At 41.3% G+C, this 17,389-nt stretch carries 15 protein-coding genes; 10 read left to right on the top strand and 5 right to left on the bottom strand.

Going from position 1 to position 17,389, the window contains the following annotated elements; all coding sequences use genetic code 11:
• Window positions 1-352: 352 nt before the first annotated feature.
• A complete protein-coding gene (gene rdgB / locus JMX95_RS11085; RefSeq protein WP_201560826.1) occupies window positions 353-1,006 on the bottom strand; it encodes an RdgB/HAM1 family non-canonical purine NTP pyrophosphatase in 654 nt (217 codons plus the stop codon).
• A gap of 557 nt (window positions 1,007-1,563) precedes the next feature.
• On the opposite strand from rdgB, the gene JMX95_RS11080 reads away from it, so the two are divergent.
• Entirely contained in the window at window positions 1,564-2,193 is a 630-nt protein-coding gene (locus JMX95_RS11080; protein WP_045448006.1) for a superoxide dismutase, read from the top strand.
• Window positions 2,194-2,286: 93 nt separating this feature from the next.
• On the opposite strand, the gene JMX95_RS11075 is transcribed toward JMX95_RS11080, so the two are convergent.
• The 3 genes from JMX95_RS11075 to JMX95_RS11065 all read right to left on the bottom strand — a co-directional run bounded on the left by JMX95_RS11075 (window position 2,287) and on the right by JMX95_RS11065 (window position 5,278).
• Window positions 2,287-3,231, bottom strand: a complete 945-nt coding sequence (locus JMX95_RS11075; protein ID WP_201560825.1) for a hypothetical protein — start codon at window positions 3,229-3,231, stop codon at window positions 2,287-2,289.
• Window positions 3,232-3,314: 83 nt separating this feature from the next.
• On the bottom strand, window positions 3,315-4,133 hold the full coding sequence (locus tag JMX95_RS11070) for a DUF72 domain-containing protein (protein ID WP_201560824.1): 819 nt from the start codon (window positions 4,131-4,133) through the stop codon (window positions 3,315-3,317).
• Window positions 4,134-4,174: 41 nt separating this feature from the next.
• The gene (locus JMX95_RS11065) at window positions 4,175-5,278 is read right to left on the bottom strand and encodes a polyprenyl synthetase family protein (protein WP_201560823.1); all 1,104 of its coding nucleotides are present in this window, start codon (window positions 5,276-5,278) and stop codon (window positions 4,175-4,177) included.
• Window positions 5,279-6,049: 771 nt separating this feature from the next.
• Here JMX95_RS11065 and fadB point away from each other — a divergent pair.
• From fadB to JMX95_RS11030, 7 genes are all read left to right on the top strand, one after another.
• A complete protein-coding gene (gene fadB, locus JMX95_RS11060) occupies window positions 6,050-8,209 on the top strand; it encodes a fatty acid oxidation complex subunit alpha FadB (protein WP_201560822.1) in 2,160 nt (719 codons plus the stop codon).
• Between the two features lie 258 nt (window positions 8,210-8,467).
• Window positions 8,468-9,640, top strand: coding sequence for an acetyl-CoA C-acyltransferase FadA (gene fadA / locus JMX95_RS11055; RefSeq protein WP_201560821.1), 1,173 nt, complete (start codon window positions 8,468-8,470; stop codon window positions 9,638-9,640).
• A gap of 152 nt (window positions 9,641-9,792) precedes the next feature.
• A complete protein-coding gene (locus JMX95_RS11050) occupies window positions 9,793-10,722 on the top strand; it encodes a hypothetical protein (RefSeq protein WP_201560820.1) in 930 nt (309 codons plus the stop codon).
• 17 nt (window positions 10,723-10,739) lie between these two features.
• Window positions 10,740-12,458, top strand: a complete 1,719-nt coding sequence (locus tag JMX95_RS11045) for a rhomboid family intramembrane serine protease (protein ID WP_201560819.1) — start codon at window positions 10,740-10,742, stop codon at window positions 12,456-12,458.
• Window positions 12,459-12,660: 202 nt separating this feature from the next.
• The gene (locus JMX95_RS11040; RefSeq protein WP_045447933.1) at window positions 12,661-13,236 is read left to right on the top strand and encodes an isochorismatase family protein; all 576 of its coding nucleotides are present in this window, start codon (window positions 12,661-12,663) and stop codon (window positions 13,234-13,236) included.
• A 180-nt stretch (window positions 13,237-13,416) separates the two neighbouring features.
• A complete protein-coding gene (locus JMX95_RS11035; RefSeq protein ID WP_201560818.1) occupies window positions 13,417-14,046 on the top strand; it encodes an HD domain-containing protein in 630 nt (209 codons plus the stop codon).
• A gap of 115 nt (window positions 14,047-14,161) precedes the next feature.
• Complete coding sequence (locus JMX95_RS11030) at window positions 14,162-14,767, top strand: DUF1287 domain-containing protein (RefSeq protein WP_201560817.1); 606 nt, start codon at window positions 14,162-14,164, stop codon at window positions 14,765-14,767.
• A 287-nt stretch (window positions 14,768-15,054) separates the two neighbouring features.
• Here JMX95_RS11030 and asd read toward each other — a convergent pair whose 3' ends face one another.
• A complete protein-coding gene (asd, locus tag JMX95_RS11025; protein WP_201560816.1) occupies window positions 15,055-15,891 on the bottom strand; it encodes an archaetidylserine decarboxylase in 837 nt (278 codons plus the stop codon).
• A 112-nt stretch (window positions 15,892-16,003) separates the two neighbouring features.
• Here asd and dtd point away from each other — a divergent pair, with 112 nt between their 5' ends.
• Both dtd and phoB read left to right on the top strand, forming a co-directional pair.
• Window positions 16,004-16,459, top strand: a complete 456-nt coding sequence (dtd, locus tag JMX95_RS11020; RefSeq protein WP_201560815.1) for a D-aminoacyl-tRNA deacylase — start codon at window positions 16,004-16,006, stop codon at window positions 16,457-16,459.
• 156 nt (window positions 16,460-16,615) lie between these two features.
• A complete protein-coding gene (gene phoB, locus JMX95_RS11015; RefSeq protein WP_201560814.1) occupies window positions 16,616-17,320 on the top strand; it encodes a phosphate regulon transcriptional regulator PhoB in 705 nt (234 codons plus the stop codon).
• Window positions 17,321-17,389 lie beyond the last annotated feature (69 nt).

The following is a 17,389-nucleotide window of genomic DNA, read 5'->3' as shown; positions in this document are numbered from 1 at the left end:
GAGCAATCGCCTTTGGTCACCACTGGCGCTGACTGATACTAAAATGTGAAACGGTTATCTTAGTAATAGGCGCTATCAGATATCAATCATAAACCGTTAATGCACCGCATAATAACGCTTTTTGGTGAATTATACAGACAAATAACGGCTTTCAACAAAATTTTAAAAGTAGAACAGTATAATCTATCTGTTTATTAAAGTAAAAATTATCTCTTTATCGTCCATTCCCTTTGAATCTGCTACATCGTCAATCTCGCTTAAACTACGATTTGTCCCTCTGTGCTCGACTTTCTTGTATCAGCATTAATAGCTAAAGGAATAAATTGAATCGACTATAAGATTTAAGGGTTATCTACAACGGTAACTGCGCCAATAATTGCTGAATCGCCTGACCACGATGACTGATGCGGTTTTTATCAGCAGCACTTAAGCTTGCGGCGCTAGCTTGTAACTCTGGCAACCAAAACAGCGGATCGTAACCAAAACCGCCGTCACCATGCGCTGTCTCTGAAATCTCACCATGCCATAGACCTTGCGCGATAATCGGTAGCGGATCATCAGCATGGCGCACCATCGCCAGTACGCAAACAAATAACCCTTTAATAGGCTCGCTCGCTTGCTCAGTACGAATAGGCTGCAAATCAGCGATGAGCTTGGCGTTATTTTTAGCATCGTTACCGTGTTCGCCAGCATAGCGAGCAGAGTAAATCCCCGGTGCGTTACCTAATACTGGCACACATAGTCCTGAATCATCAGCAATTGCGGATAATCCGCTTGCTCGGCTGGCATGACGCGCTTTGATAATGGCGTTTTCTACGAAGCTTAAGCCATCCTCAACTGCATCTTCGATATCAAGCTGTCCTTGCGGGATGATTGTCACATCCAAATCTGCCTCGGCAAACAGCCTTTTAAACTCAGCCAGTTTGCCTTTATTATTACTGGCGAGCACCCATTGATTATCAGGGGTCGATTGGATGGAGGAGCGTGAGGTATTCGTGGTGCTCATAGGGTTATTCCGTTATGTCATAATTAAGAATATGATTAGTGAAAGTATCATTATTGAAAGTATGGTCGGTTTTTAAATTATAGCGGTATCTTAATGCCAATTTCATCAGTTTATCAGTTAGCTAAGTGCCTAGTACGATTGGCATGGCAAGGCATTCTACACTTAGTCTATAGACAACCAAAGGCTATACTAACAGTGTTATCCATAACATTTGGTAACTGATATTTGTCGCCACTGTTGCTATAATAGCCGCCAAGCTACCGTGAATGATATCTTATGGCTTGTGAATATTAAGTTAATAAATGCTTATGAAGTCAAGCACTTGGCTTTTGAGCAAACAGTAACAAAAGTAAGTTAATTTTGGATTCATAATAATACGTGATACTGTGTTAAACAATAAACGGTATTAAGCAATAACATTCATTTCAAACAATAAACTCAGCCAATTTAGTCCGCCATTTTATCGTGTTTTTTATCATGTAAAAATAGCGTAAAATTCAGTTTCTATAATGAGTTTTTATCAAATGACGGCTAAAAACAGCAAGGATAAAATAACTATGTCAAACATTACTTTACCAGAGCTACCATACGCAAAAGACGCACTAGAGCCACACATCAGTGCCGAGACGCTAGAATACCATCATGACAAGCATCACAACGCCTACGTGACTAAGCTTAACGAATTGCTACCAGGTTCTGGTTTAGAAGACAAAACATTGCCAGAAATCATCGTAGCAACTGCTAAAGATGACAGCAAGCAAGGTATGTTCAACCAAGCAGCCCAAGTATGGAACCACACGTTCTACTGGAACTGCATGACGCCAACTAACGGCGGCGGCGAACCTACTGGTGATCTAAAAGCGAAAATCGAAGAAGATTTCGGTAGCTATGACAAGTTCCGGGAAGAGTTCAAAAACGCAGCATTGACTCAGTTCGGTTCAGGTTGGGCATGGCTAGTCGCTGATAAAGTCGGTGGCAAACTGTCAATCGCCAAAACTGCTAACGCTGATACACCACTTGCACATGACCAAATCGCGGTATTGACTTGTGATGTATGGGAACATGCGTACTACATCGATTATCGTAACCGTCGTCCTGATTATGTTGATACGTTCCTAGACAAGCTAGTGAACTGGGACTACGCAAATGCTAAATACAAAGGTCAAGATGCTGGTGTTGAAGAGTAATCTTTAACAACTAAGTATTTGATTAAAAAAGAGGACGCTGAGAGGCGTCCTTTTTTTTGGTTTTTATTCTGTTAAATAAGACTGCTATTTCAACTATTTATTCCAAAATTTATAGTTCAATGAGTCTTCGCGTGTTTTTATATTTTCATTAACTTTGGATGCAGTTTGAGATGTGATTTCACCTTTCTTTACCATCCTACTTATCTTGCGTTTAATTTCTATACGCTCATCAAATCTTTGGCGGTTAAGGTTTATTCCGTTTAGTAGTAATTTACTCATAAACATCAAAAAACCTTCATACTCTACACAGAATTCGATATAGCTTCTAACCGATTCAGTTATATCTTCCCATTCACTGTTTCTATCGGCGAGGTTATCAAAATCGCAAGGTTTTATGATAGGTTTGTTTGGGATACCACATTCCTTAATGTCACTACTGATATATATTTTACGAGCAAGTTCAGAGCAGTAAGAATAATTTTTAGCTGGTTTACGTTTTAGAAATATTAAATATGGTTGTTCAGTATAATAAATACATGATTTACTAATATTTTCAAAACTTGATTCTGGTATATTTTTTAGGCGAATGACACGCCAGTTATTTTCAACGTTTCTAAGTATTTCTGGAACCAATCTTAAGGAGACCCCTGTTTTTGGTATGGCATCAACACATACAAACTCGGAATGAGCTACTGCAATATGACTTGACCTTGCTTTCTCATAGAAACTCTTTTGCAATTTAACTAGTGTCTTGGAAGATGTGCCAATACCAGTAACAAGAATTAAGTCGCCGGGTTGTAATTGATGGTTAAAACCTTTCAGTTTTTCAAGAAACTCATTATTTTCACCACGTACTAATTTTCGATATATAGGCAAGTGTTCTTCCTTTATACCCACATGTCGACCTGCCATATTTAATAGTCGATCAGGCATACTTTTGTTTTTTTTGATTATGTTTTTAGCAGAATTTCCCGTGTTTATTGCTTTAAACACATCAGCTGTTAACTTCGTTGATATTGAGTGTTGTACGTCTTTCATAAACGATCCTTATTGAGTAAGATAGCAAACTAAAGTTTCATTATTTTATTATTCTCAATTTTATTTCATATGAAAATATAATTTCACAACACCTCAAACCCAAAATTATCCAACGCTTCTCGCAGCATTGCAATATTATAATAAGCATGCGCATTGACGGTGTTTTGAAAGAAGATATATAGCGTATCAAAGTGCTGACGCTGATTGGCAATCGCTTGCGCCCAGTCGTTCATTTCAGCCTCAGAGTAACGATAATCATGGCGGTCAGCAGCGCTCATCGCATCCCACCAGTTTAGATTATTACCATGCATACGCAGGTAACCAGTTCGCTCGGTAAATATCAATCGTGATGGCGGCAGACCGCTGACCTTAGGATAATCGACGCTACACCAAATCAAACCTTGCTTGACGAAGCTATCGACCACTTGCGGGGTATGCCAGCCGTTATGACGGAACTCGATGGCTAATGGATAATCCTTAAACCAACTAACGAGATTTGCCAGATATAAACGATGCTCACGGGTACGATCAAAGCCGTGTGGGAATTGTAATAGTAGTGGAGCTAGAGCATTGGCTTCGATAAGTGGGGTTAGCGCAGTCAAGAAAGCTTGCGCGTGCTCGGCAGTGCCTTTACGTGCATGAGTAAAGTCTTGATGGAGTTTGACTGCAAATTTCAATTCACTATTTGCTTCGGCATAGGCTTTATTGACCATACCTGCAAAGGCTTTTTGTCCGATAGGTGCGTAAAAGGTGCTATTAATCTCTACCGCACCATATTGCTTGGCATATTCACGTAGGAAGTCCGTCTTTTTGGTGCTCGTTGGGTACAGCGTGCCGAGTAGGTCGGTATCGCTATAGCCGCCAGTGCCGAGGTAAATACGCGGGGTAGGGTTACTGTCCATGTTGACCACTCACTGCTGTTCTTTGATGATTAAATTTTTGGCTATTTTTTACGTGCCCATAGCCATTCTATTAATGCCAGTAAAGCATCATTGTTTGCGTCATTACCAAGCTCGCTACCGCTTGGTTTATGATGACTCAGTTCACGAATGATTGCCGCGCGTCCATCATTAAATAGCGATTGCGCATAGCTGGTCGCGTCTTCGACACCCATCAATTTCACATAGGTAGATTTGTCTAATTTTTCATCGCTGCCAGCAGGTTTGCCAAGGGTATCGGTGCTAGTCGTCACATCTAAGATATCGTCTTGTACTTGAAAGGCGAGACCAATATGCTGCGCGCACTCTTGCAATGCCATACGCTGTGGAGCGGTCGCACCAGCACAGATGCCGCCCATAAGCATAGCGGCTTCAATCAATGCGCCGGTTTTATCACGGTGAATAGCTTCTAGATCGCCTTGTGAAATATTAGCACTAGCCTCAGCATTCAGGTCAAGCATTTGACCAGAAACCATACGCCGTGCACGTGGTGCAAATATTGCGATAAGCTGGCTTGAGATGGCTGAATCAAAGGGTGCAAAAGTGGGCAGCTCTGCGGTCAATACTTCAAAGGCTAATGTTTGCAATACGTCGCCAGCGAGTAGGGCGGTTGATTCTTCAAAGACGATATGCGCCGTTGGCTGACCACGGCGCAAGTCATCATCGTCCATACAGGGCAAGTCGTCATGTACTAATGAATAGGTATGCAGCAGCTCCACCGCCAATGCCGCACGGCGCGCCATATCATAATCGGAGTCGTTTTCTAATAGAGCTTCCAAACCATCAGCGTTAGCCATACTGTTTTTATTGTCAGTGCTTTTATCTGTATTTTCATTGGCATTAGCATTGCTTTGATTAACACTATCAAAGGCGCTGGCGACCAATAGTGGACGCACCAATTTACCTTGACCGGTCATCACATAACGACAGGCATCAATCAACGGGCTTGGCAGGTTGGCATACGCAAACAGCACGTCGATATCTTGCGACAGTTGCGCGCGCACGGCGCTATGAAATTGCTCGGTGTTGTTATTAAAGCTAGTAAAAGATACAAGTCTTGAAGGCATAAGGCTTTCAGGTATAAAGCTTGGCGTAGAAGAAACAGTCATAACCCAACCATTTATCAGGTGAATAATAAAAATATCGCTAGTGTAGCATGATAGATTATATAGCTTATGGGGTGAGCATCATCAATGCCATATTTTTGCAGCTTACTGTTAAAAATTCTATTAAGCACACCGAAATAATGCAACAAGCCCTCGTTACGTATTGGTGATTTAACTTAGTCAGTGGATATGTTTTGATAAAGAATCACGTTAAGCGTGTGACGGCGTGTGATGATAAGCATCTGTCATTATAATCTTTAAAAGACGAATTTTTAGTATACAATTTCAGTATACAAACCGTCACTTAAAGCACATTACTAGTCAGGTAAAGGGCTGCTGCTGATTTAAGAGTGACTTGTGAGTATGGTATTAGCTTGTGACAGTTAGGGGCATAATCCCCTACACTAATTGGCGTAAAAATGATCTGATGATTCAGGGTTGGAGGTTTGCGTGCTTATTTCAGCGAAAAATTTGCTCAACTCTCAGTCCATATTTTTAATGTCAGTATGTTCAATATCAGTACTGGTCACAATATATATAAATGAAGCGCCGTATTCACTTGTGCTAACGCGGTAACATTAAGCATAAAAAATGAATATATAACCATGAGCGCTGGATAATAAAGACATCTTCACTGCTTACTCTATACTGACTTTATAACACAGTATATTGGCAGTGTTATTACTCGTTTTACTAACAATAACTGGCTATGACCTTTAATTTTAAAACTTTTAATTTTAAAACTAGCTTTCGTTATATAGCAAGGAGTTCCAAATGGTATACCAAGGAAATCGCATCACGGTGACAATGCTAGAGGATGGCATCGCCAACATGCAGTACAACGCCGAAAATGAGAGCGTGAACAAGTTTGATGCTGAGACCAACAAGCAATTTGGTGAAGCGGTTACTGCGTTAGAAAAAGCCGATAACGTCAAAGGTTTAATCGTGACGTCAGGCAAAGGCGTCTTTATCGCTGGTGCTGATATCACAGAATTCGTTGGCTCTTTTAAAAAGCCAGAAAGCGAGATTAAAGATTGGGTCGTAGGTATCAATGACGCCTTTAACCGCTTTGAAGACCTGCCGTTTCCGAAAGTAGCGGCTATCAATGGCGCGGCACTTGGCGGTGGTTGTGAGATGACCTTGGTTTGTGAATACCGTGTCATGAGTGACAAAGCCATCATCGGTCTACCAGAAACCCAACTGGGTATCTTCCCAGGTTTTGGTGGTACGGTTCGTAGTACGCGTGTCATCGGTATCGATAATGCGCTTGAGCTGATTGCGACGGGTACACCAAAAAAACCACTTGATGCCCTAAAACTAGGCTTGGTTGATGCGACCGTTGCTGCTGATGACTTGCAAGATGCGGCCATTGATTTGGTCAAAAAATGTATCTCAGGTGAGCTTGATTGGAAAGCGAAGCGTGAAGAGAAGCTGAATCCAGTTAAATTAAATCAGCTTGAGCAAGCGATGGCGTTTAACAGTGCAAAAGGTATGATCTTTGCTAAAGCCAATCCGAAGCAATATCCTGCGCCAGCACTTGCTATCGCTGCGATGGAAAAACACGTTAACTTACCACGTGATAAAGCGATTGAAGTAGAAGCCGCAGGTTTTGCAAAAGCGGCGAAAACCCCACAAGCAGAAAGCTTGGTTGGTTTGTTCTTAAGCGATCAGTTGGTTAAGAAGTTAGCCAAGCAGCATAGCAAAAAAGCACATGAAATCAATGAAGCGGCCGTACTTGGCGCTGGTATCATGGGCGGTGGTATCGCTTATCAGGCAGCCAGCAAAGGCTTGCCAATCATCATGAAAGACATCAAGTCTGAGCAATTAGACCTTGGTATGGGCGAAGCCAGCAAGTTACTTGGTAAAATGGTCGATCGCGGCAAAATGACCCCAGCAAAAATGGGTGAAACCTTAAGCCGTATCCGTCCTACTTTGAATTATGGCGATTTTGCTGAAACGGATATCGTCATCGAAGCGGTCGTAGAAAATCCAAACGTTAAGCGTGCGGTGCTAAAAGAAGTAGAAGGCTTAGTAAAAGATGATTGTATCTTAGCCTCAAATACGTCAACGATTTCTATTACTTTCTTGGCTGAAGCACTTGAGCGTCCAGAAAACTTCGTTGGTATGCATTTCTTTAACCCAGTACACCGTATGCCATTGGTTGAAGTTATCCGCGGTGAGAAATCCTCTGAAGAAGCGATTGCGACCACTGTTGCGCTAGCGTCTAAAATGGGCAAAGTGCCAGTTGTGGTTAATGACTGCCCAGGTTTCTTAGTGAACCGTGTGTTGTTCCCATACTTTGGTGCATTTGATTTGCTCCTCAAGCAAGGTGCTGATTTTGCTCATGTCGATAAAGTCATGGAAAAATTCGGCTGGCCGATGGGTCCAGCTTATCTAATCGACGTTGTTGGTTTAGATACTGGTGTTCATGGCGCAGAAGTCATGGCAGAAGGTTTCCCTGACCGCATGAAGCCTGATTATAAAGGCGCGATTGAGCTTTTATATGAAAACAAACGCCTAGGTCAGAAAAACGGCGTTGGTTTCTACAAGTATGAAATGGACAAACGCGGCAAGCCAAAGAAAGTTGCTGATGAAGCCACCTATGAGCTATTAAAAACCACCACAGATAGCGACAAGCAAACGTTTGAAGATCAAGCGATTATTGACCGCACTATGCTAGCGTTCTGTAATGAGACTGTACGTTGCCTAGAAGACAACATCGTCAGCACGCCATCAGAAGCTGATATGGCGATGATTATGGGCGTTGGTTTCCCGCCATTCCGCGGTGGACCTTGCCGTTATATTGACCAAATGGGTTTAGATAACTACTTGGCACTGTGTGAAAAATACGCATACCTTGGTAAAGCTTATGAAGCCCCGCAGAAGATTCGCGACATGGCAGCAGCAGGCGAGACCTTTTACGCCACCGCGTAATAGGCAGTCATTACTAGGATGAAGTGCCGTACGTGTGCTGTTTGAGGGTGAGAGCTATTAATCTATTTATATTTAATGGCACTATTTTTTAATAACAAATCTTTAATAGCACACGTACGATTATAGTTGGCTTCATTTAATGCTAGTACAAGGAAATCGAGCGCAGAGGTACGTATTGTACTTCAAGTGAGATTGACGAAGTAATAGCATTGAAATGGGCTGACTACACTGACAATAAAAATTGAAAAGGAAGATAGTATGACAATCTTAAGTCCAAAAGACGTGGTCATCGTAGATGGCGTACGCTCAGCGATGGGTAAAACCAAAAACGGTATGTTCCGCCATGTCCGCGCTGATAGCATGTCTGCCGAATTGGTACGTGCATTGGTTGAGCGTAACGACTTTGACACACGTGACGTCGAAGACATTATCTGGGGTTGTGTCAATCAGACACTAGAGCAAGGCTTAAACATCGGTCGTAACATCGGCTTGCTTGCTGGTATTCCAAAGACTGCTGGCGGTCAAACCGTTAACCGTCTGTGCGGCTCATCTATGCAGGCGCTACATACTGCTGCTGCCCAAATCATGACCGGTCAAGGTGATGTTTTCATCATCGGTGGTGTTGAGCATATGGGTCACGTCGGCATGATGCATGGCGTTGATCTTAACCCTGAAGCGTCAAAGCATTATGCTAAAGCCTCAAACATGATGGGCTTGACCGCTGAAATGCTTGGTCGCATGAACAATATCACTCGTGAAGAGCAAGATGCCTTTGGTCTTGAGTCGCATCGCCGTGCATGGGCTGCGACCACCGAAGGTCGTTTTGACAATGAAATCATCGGTATCGAAGGTCATGACGAAGCGGGTCGCTTGCAACTATGTACTGTCGATGAAGTGATTCGCCCTGATGCGACGATGGAGCAAATGCAAAAGCTACGTCCAGCCTTTGATCCAGTAGGCGGTACAGTAACTGCTGCTACCTCATCTGCACTATCTGATGGTGCATCAGCAATGTTAGTGATGAGCGCGCAAAAAGCTAAAGAGCTAGGTCTAAAGCCACGTGCTCGTATTCGTAGCATGGCAGTCGCTGGTTGTGATGCTGCTATCATGGGTTATGGTCCAGTACCTGCGACGCAAAAAGCACTTAAGCGTGCTGGCATGAGCATCGATGATATGCAAACCATCGAGCTAAACGAAGCATTCGCAGCGCAAGGTCTATCAGTACTAAAAGCATTGAATTTGACGGATAAGCAAGACATCGTCAACATTAATGGTGGCGCGATTGCATTAGGTCATCCACTGGGCTGTTCAGGTGCTCGTATCACGGTTACTTTGCTTAACGCTATGGAGCAGTCGGATACTGAAATCGGTCTAGCGACTATGTGTATCGGTCTTGGCCAAGGTATCGCGACTATTATTGAGCGTGTGTAATTTTTCTCTAATCTCCAAATAGCAGTAAATATTAATAAAGCTGATATTTGTCGATTAAATTTGTACTAATGTCTTGTAAAATGAGCGTCTCTCACTTAATGTTGGAGGCGCTTTTTTTGGTTTAAGTCATATTAATGAAAGGTAGAGTATAAATGGCACATCATAAATCGTCAGATAAGAGGCGCTTAGATTTAGAGGTGTTTAAGTTAAAAATGCGATATATCTTTCTTCCTTTTTTAGGTTTTAGTATTGGCGCCATTTTATTCTACAACATCATAAGATGGATGTTGGACATCTGTCTAGGGATATGGCCTCTAAAAGATACGGTCTGGAACTTAATTATCCCAATAATTGTCAGTGTTATTTTAGTGCTTGTCATAATGCGATCAAGGATTAGACTGCTACGATTTGAATTATTTGATGATAATAGCGCTAATGTATTTTACTTGGTGATGATACTTGCTTTATTTCCGCCTATATCAATCAGTCAAGCTTACTTATATGAAGCAGCATATGACATTATTGATATAAGTAATATAAGTGATATTAAATTATATCCAAAACAAAAATACTTCCAATTTGATAATAAAAGTATTGAGAAACAAGGGGTTGTTTCTTACTTCAATACTAGGGAGATGGGGAAATCTAGACAAGAGTTAAAAATATACTTATATTTTGCCACTCCTTTTTATGGAGATAAAGATATCTGGTGGGGACAGGCTTTTACTAAGGTTATTGATAATGATCTTGAAGAAAAAGAGAAAGTTCAACAAATAGAAAATTTTAAAAGGATTTCTAGACAACAATATGCAAATGAAGAGATATCTACTGCTGATTATTTTGAAAAATTGCAAAACTCAGATACTAAGTATGGTTATTTAGAAGCGATTAGATTGTCAGGTCAGCAACATATTAATGACCCAATAATACTTGTATCTCAGTTGAGCACACTTAACGAAAAAGCAGATAAAGAGTTAGCAAAATTCTTTAGATTTTTTATCATTGGCATGTTTATTTGCTTACTATTAGTCTTAAAAGCAACGATTGATAAAAAAGCATTTCAACAGTTTAAGTTACGCTAGATTTGTGGTGATAGGGTATGGATAATAATAAGCAAAGCCAGTATAGGTATAAGGATAAAAATAGAAGCAGAAACAGGAATAGAGTAAGCAAAAGGGATAAACAGAGGCGAAGACAAAGCCTAAGCGCTAAAGAATCGATCAAACTAAAACTAAAGCAAGTATTCTTGCCATATTTAGGTCTTAGTATCCTGACCATTCTACTTTTCGGTGCTTTACGTTGGTTGCTAGATATTTATCTAGATATTCTACCTTTAAAGGAGGGCTATTGGGATTTTGGTATTCCTTTTCTGTTATCTGTTTTAGTCGTTAGTATTTGGATGTGGCCGAGGTATGAGCTTTTAACCTTAAAATGGGTTAAGCGCAGTAGTTCAGGCTACTTTTTTATAACGATGGTTCTAGCATTAGTGATACCGCTCGTTCTCAGCCAAAACTATTTGTCTAAAGCGGCTTACGAGGTCATTGAAGTAAATAGCTTGAATGATATTCGTCATTATCCAAAGCAAAAGTATTTCAGAGTAAATGATTTTGAGCCACTCAAATTAGAGAGCGTTTCTTATATAGAAACACAAGTAATCAGTGGACGAAATTTTGACTCAACATTGCATATTGATTATTACATTGCGACGCCATTTATAGCCGCTGAGAATATTTGGCTAGGTTCTAGCTACCACACGAAATATGATAATCGTGCAGACCAAAGTATTAAAGACAGTCAATATTCAGCATTTATTAACGACTCGCGCCATAAGTACGAAGCCAACGACCTCTCTACTATCAGCTACTTTAAGAAACTTAAATCATCAAATAGCAGAAATGCTTACTTACACACGATTTCTACGGCTAATAGGCAATCTAATTTGCCACCCTTGATATTGAAGCCAGAAACAGGATTACTTGCTGATAGCTTAGATCGTGATTTTGTTTGGGGATTTGGTTCGTTTTTTATTGGTATGGTGCTGTGCTTGTTGCTCGTTCTCGCAGCAGAGTTTGATAGTCAAGAAAAGAAAAGTACGCAAAAACATATACAAAAGCGAAAACATATACAAAAACAGAAGCCTGTAAAAAAACGAGCACCAGTAAGTGATCTATCAAAAAGCCTAGTAGTTTGGTTTAAAAATAATAAAGAGCGACCTGCGACGTTGGTGTTAATACTGACCTGTATAGGTGCATTTATACTGACCGTATTCATGGGTATGGATATCATTGACCCTTTATCTAGACAGGTAAATGGTGTAGGTGGGTTGACGATGGACGCGCTGCAAGCTGGTCAATATTGGCGAGTAGTGACATCGCTTTTTGTGCATGTAGGAATTATGCATTTAGTAATGAGTCTGGGGATGCTTTTTGCGACAGGTTATATTTTGGAAAAAGTATTGGGTCCTATACGTTTTACGATGGCCTTTTTTATATGTGGTATTTTCGCTAATGTTTTAGGGGTGCTATATTTTGATATGGACATGGCAGGTGTTTGGGGTGCTACATTTGGCTTGTTTGGTATCGCGATACCGTTGGTGGCCTTTAAGATTTTTAATAAAAAATATCGAGAGCTATTCGGCGGTACTATCGCTGCGATATTAATCATTACTTTAACCAGCATGTTCTTTGCATTTATAAACACGCTCAGTTATATGGTGTATTATCTTTTAACCTTGTGTTTTGGTATTGTTTTCGGTGTGGTCATAGTCATGACTCAAAAACAGTCGTTATTAAGGAATGCTAGACGCCATAATATATAGTTATTGGCTACTCTTCATTAAGAAACTATATCAAGCAGTATGAATCAAACGTGATGAATTGTTATTAATCATTATTAGAGACTATCTCCATTGACGCCCTCAGCAAACTATGACTAAATAAGAGTAAGGCTAATAAAGACAATATCAATGATAAAACTAACATAGCCTTTAACAATAAAGTCAGCCGTACAAGGAGTGTGCCATGTCTACTATGATTACCGATCGTACCTATCGAATCGCTCGCGAAAATACCCAAGCGATGATAATCGATGTTCAAGAACGCTTAACACCGCATATTTATGACCATGAAAATATCGTCAAAAAAACAGTGACGCTTATTAAAGGTCTACAAGCACTGAATATCCCTATCATGCTCAATGAACAGTATAAAAAAGGGCTTGGCGATACGCTACCTGAAATACGCGAGGTGTTAGAAGGCGATAACGCCAAAAGCTTTGAAAAGGTCACTTTTAGCGCTTGTGATAATGATGATTCGTGGCATTATTTAGCGCAGCAAAATCGAAGTATTGTTTTGCTATTTGGCGTAGAGACACATGTCTGCGTACTACAAACAGCGCTTGATTTGCTAGATAATGGTATGCAGCCGGTTATTATTGGTGATGCGGTCGGTTCGCGTTTTCCATATGATAAAAAGCAAGCAATTCGCCGTATTCGCCGTGCTGGTGGCGTGATTACCACGGTTGAAACCATTCTTTTTGAGCTATGCCGCAGTAGTCAAGATCCTGCATTTAAAACTATTAGCAACTTGATTAAATAGTTCTTTTGTTCAAAATAGAACCGATAGCGCTTACTCACATAAGCGCTATTTTTTATAGTGGTGTTAATTAGCTATAGGTTGGCATGCTCTTTTATAGCGCTCATAAAATGTATAATAATTGCTTATGCGTAAAGGTAAAATGAAGCGCTATATCTTCGTAGAAAAATTAAGAGAAAATTTATGCCATCAACCAAACCCCTTTTATTAACCAACCCAACGCTTGCCTCAAACATTGATATAGATCATGTCACTCATTTCTTATTAGAGCTTGATGCGCTTAAACGTATCAATCGTCGTAGTTATGTGACGCATACCACACGCAAAGAAAACTCTGCCGAACATTCATGGCATTTAGCGATGGCGTGCTGGTCTATCGCTGAACAGTTTGAGCTAGATGTCAATCATGAAAAACTACTCAAGATGGCATTGGTACATGACTTGGGTGAGATTGACGCTGGCGATACATTTTTATTCGCAAACAGTCGTAGCGAGGCGCACATTGAAGAACGCGCTGGTATTGCTCGATTGCAAGCTGAGCGTGGCAATGGCATCATGGATTTAAATGAGATTTGGGAAGAGCAGGAGACGGGTAGTAGTAAAGAAACCCAGCTGCTCAGAGTGGTTGACCGCTTATTGCCTTTTTTACTTAATTTAAATACCAATGGAAAAACGTGGATTGATGCTAACGTCACGCGTTCGCAAGTGACTGCGGCACTTGCTTTTATCAAAGACAGCTTTCCTCCCATTCATGATTGGCTATCAAAAAATATCGACTATGCGACCCAGCAAGGATGGTTGGTTGATGCTTAAGTAAAGCCATCATTTTGCCGTTTACATGTTTGCAAATATTCATCTTTTTCAACTATTAAAGCATTTAGAATTAGCTAAATGAGCGATTAAGTACATTATATAGAGAGATTGTTAAATGAGAGTCACTGGCACTTATAAGGTTTTTGCTAAATCGCTCGTCTTTGTTAGCCTATTAACTTTGGCGCAACTAACGCAGGCCGCCGCACCTATTAGTAATGGTGATAAACTGGCGCACGATGCAAAAAAACAGATAGGTATTACCACCAGCTATGATCCTGCTTACCGCAAGTTGGATTTTCCGCGTGGTGATGTACCGATAGAAACTGGCGTCTGTACCGATGTTATCGTCCGTGCTTATCGCTTGCAAAATATAGATCTACAGCAATTAGTCAACCATGATATGAAGTCAAATTGGTCGGCTTATCCAAAGACTTGGGGGCTGAAATCAACCGATAAGAATATCGATCATCGCCGAGTGCCCAATCTTGAAGTGTTTTTTGCGCGTCACGCAAAGACATTATCGACGACTGATAAAGACAGTTTTCAAGCAGGGGATGTGGTGACGTGGCGATTACCGAATGGTAATTTGCCGCATACAGGTATCGTCTCCGATAAAGTCGCTGCGGATGGTATACCGCTGATTATTCACAATATCGGACGCGGTACGCAAGAAGAAAACATCTTATTTGCTTATCCTATTCTCAAACACTTTCGTTATTAACTACTTTCATTATTAACTAGGGTGTGTCATCAATTAGATTGTGAGGCTTAAAATGAGAAAAATTGTAGATAAACAAGGAAGAAATTGCCGTTAATATGAACATATTGACAAAATTTCTGACGATATTTAGCAAAATTTAGCTATTTTAAGACCACTAAATGTATTCATGTGCTAATTGATGACACGCCCTAATATGTTGCGATAAGATAATTACCCATAATAAAAAGCTCAGTTCAACATAGATTAGGATGCTGAACTGAGCTTTTTTGAGTCGTTAAATCACTTGCCTATGGAGTGTTAGCGACACCCAGTAGCTGTCCCATTTTTACCACACTATCGGCTTTCATACTGTCTTGCCAATCTGCTTTTGCTCCTTTTGGTAGAATGACAATTGCGGTTGAGCCTAAATAAAAACGACCCAGCTCATCGCCTTTTTCAAAGCTCATATTGTGCTCAGCTTCTTGAATATCATCAGTGCGGGCAATTTTGCCAGTCGCCACTGTTTCGATACCAGCGACAATCATCGCCCCAACCATCACCACCGCTGCTTTGCCATATGCTGTATCAAACAGACAAACCAAGCGTTCATTACGCGCAAATAAGTCTGGCACGTTCGCCGCCGTAGTATTGTTGACCGAAAACAGCGTACCCGGTACATAACGGGTTTTGGTCAGAGTGCCAGCGAAGGGCATATGTACACGGTGATAGTTACTAGGGGCAAGATAAACCGTCGCAAAACTCCCATCCGCAAAATAGCGGCCATCTTCACTGTCAGCAAGCAGTTGACCAACGTCATAATAGTGACCTTTTGCTTGGAGCAATTTATGGTCGTCAATTTGACCCAACTGCGAGATAATACCATCGGCAGGACTGACGATACCATGAGGCGTCATGTCGATAGGGCGCGCGTCTTCTTTTAGCTCACGAGTAAAAAAGTCATTAAAGCTCTCATAGGCGTTGAGACTTTGGCGCTCATACTCGTCCAAGCTGACGTTGTAGGCTTTGGCAAAGCTACGGATAAACGTGCGTTTGACATAAGGATGGCGGCTAGCGGCTAGGCGCCCAGCAACTTTACTCAGTTGCTGCTGCGGGACAAGCTGTTGTAAAGTAGTGAATACATTCATAATGAGGCTACCAAAATAGGGTGTAATGTAATAATTAATAAGCAAGAGAATGGCCGTATTTTATCATGGACGGCGTATTATTGTATGGGCATAATTGGTAAGGAATCTATAAATGAAAGCACTTATACAGCGCGTACGCCATGCTAGTGTCACCGTCGATGCGCAGTGTGTTGGTACGATTGAGCAAGGCATATTGGCTTATATTGGTTTAGGGCCTGATGACGACATAACAAGCGCACAGCGAATGGTGGATAAAATCCTCACCTATCGTATTTTTGACAATGATGATGATCCTGCCAAGTACGGCAAACTGGATAAAAATGTCCAGCAAGTTGGTGGCGGACTGTTATTGGTATCACAGTTTACGCTAATGGCAAAAACAGACAAGGGTCGTCGCCCTGACTTTGGTGGTGCGATGGCACCTGATGCGGCGCAAGCGTTGTTTGCGCAATTGGTCGCTTATGCCAACACGCAATATCCAAACGTGGCAACTGGTCAATTTGGTGCCAATATGCAAGTGTCGAGCGTCAATGATGGGCCATTGAATTTCTTGTTAGAAGTAAATTGAGTAAACCAAGCATTAGCCGTCACGAGACTTATGAACCGCTTAAAAGTCGAATGTCATTAAACTGTCATAATTACCCCGTTTAATAGGGAGCAGCAGGCGAGCATTTATCGCCTTTTTTGTCAGCTAAATGTTGTCCTCTAACACTGAGAATGCCGTATGTATAATGAGCAAATTTTGATTGTTGAAGATGAACCTGCGATTCGTGAAATGATCGTCATGACGCTAGAGATGGCGGGATTTGATAGTCTGCAGGCAGCGGATGTATCTGAGGCGCACCAACAAGTGGTCGATCACCGCCCTGCGCTGATTTTGCTAGATTGGATGCTGCCCGGTGATAAAAGTGGCATTGATTTTTGCCGATTGCTCAAAAACGATGAGCTACTCGCTGAGATACCAGTCATTATGTTGACAGCTAAAAGTGAAGAGGACAGCAAGGTGCATGGCCTTGATGCTGGTGCTGATGATTATATGACCAAGCCTTTTTCGACACGTGAGTTGATATCCAGAATCAAAGCAGTATTGCGGCGTAGTAACGCGCTCAATAGTGATAAACCTATCGAAATCGGCAATTTGAGCCTTGATCCCAAAAGTCAGCGAGTGACAGCGGCTGGTAAAGTGGTTGATGTCGGGCCTACGGAATATCGATTATTGGCATTTTTTATGAGTCATCCAGAGCGTGCCTATACGCGGACGCAGCTGCTAGACCAAGTATGGGGCGGTAATGTATATATCGAAGATAGAACCATTGATGTGCATATCAAACGTTTGCGGACATTATTACGACCGCATCAATGTGATACGTTGATACAGACAGTGCGTGGGACAGGCTATCGATTTTCTAGCTTTATTGAACCAATTTAACTGACGGTTTTTATTCGCTATAAAAGCAGTATGTTAATCGCAGCACAGTGAAAAACGGCGAATAGTGAT

Origin of the sequence: Psychrobacter sp. NC44 (assembly GCF_904846655.1) — a bacterium.
Classification (GTDB): domain Bacteria; phylum Pseudomonadota; class Gammaproteobacteria; order Pseudomonadales; family Moraxellaceae; genus Psychrobacter.
This window is presented reverse-complemented; position numbering and strand designations above follow the sequence as displayed.

Coding starts and splice junctions, on each gene's coding strand:
- rdgB (WP_201560826.1), bottom strand. CDS start 1,006: ATGAGCACCACGAATACCTCACGCTCCTCCATCCAATCGACCCCTGAT.
- JMX95_RS11065 (WP_201560823.1), bottom strand. CDS start 5,278: ATGACTGTTTCTTCTACGCCAAGCTTTATACCTGAAAGCCTTATGCCT.
- JMX95_RS11080 (WP_045448006.1), top strand. CDS start 1,564: ATGTCAAACATTACTTTACCAGAGCTACCATACGCAAAAGACGCACTA.
- JMX95_RS11050 (WP_201560820.1), top strand. CDS start 9,793: ATGGCACATCATAAATCGTCAGATAAGAGGCGCTTAGATTTAGAGGTG.
- JMX95_RS11035 (WP_201560818.1), top strand. CDS start 13,417: ATGCCATCAACCAAACCCCTTTTATTAACCAACCCAACGCTTGCCTCA.
- JMX95_RS11075 (WP_201560825.1), bottom strand. CDS start 3,231: ATGAAAGACGTACAACACTCAATATCAACGAAGTTAACAGCTGATGTG.
- dtd (WP_201560815.1), top strand. CDS start 16,004: ATGAAAGCACTTATACAGCGCGTACGCCATGCTAGTGTCACCGTCGAT.
- fadA (WP_201560821.1), top strand. CDS start 8,468: ATGACAATCTTAAGTCCAAAAGACGTGGTCATCGTAGATGGCGTACGC.
- JMX95_RS11030 (WP_201560817.1), top strand. CDS start 14,162: ATGAGAGTCACTGGCACTTATAAGGTTTTTGCTAAATCGCTCGTCTTT.
- JMX95_RS11070 (WP_201560824.1), bottom strand. CDS start 4,133: ATGGACAGTAACCCTACCCCGCGTATTTACCTCGGCACTGGCGGCTAT.
- fadB (WP_201560822.1), top strand. CDS start 6,050: ATGGTATACCAAGGAAATCGCATCACGGTGACAATGCTAGAGGATGGC.
- asd (WP_201560816.1), bottom strand. CDS start 15,891: ATGAATGTATTCACTACTTTACAACAGCTTGTCCCGCAGCAGCAACTG.
- JMX95_RS11040 (WP_045447933.1), top strand. CDS start 12,661: ATGTCTACTATGATTACCGATCGTACCTATCGAATCGCTCGCGAAAAT.
- JMX95_RS11045 (WP_201560819.1), top strand. CDS start 10,740: ATGGATAATAATAAGCAAAGCCAGTATAGGTATAAGGATAAAAATAGA.
- phoB (WP_201560814.1), top strand. CDS start 16,616: ATGTATAATGAGCAAATTTTGATTGTTGAAGATGAACCTGCGATTCGT.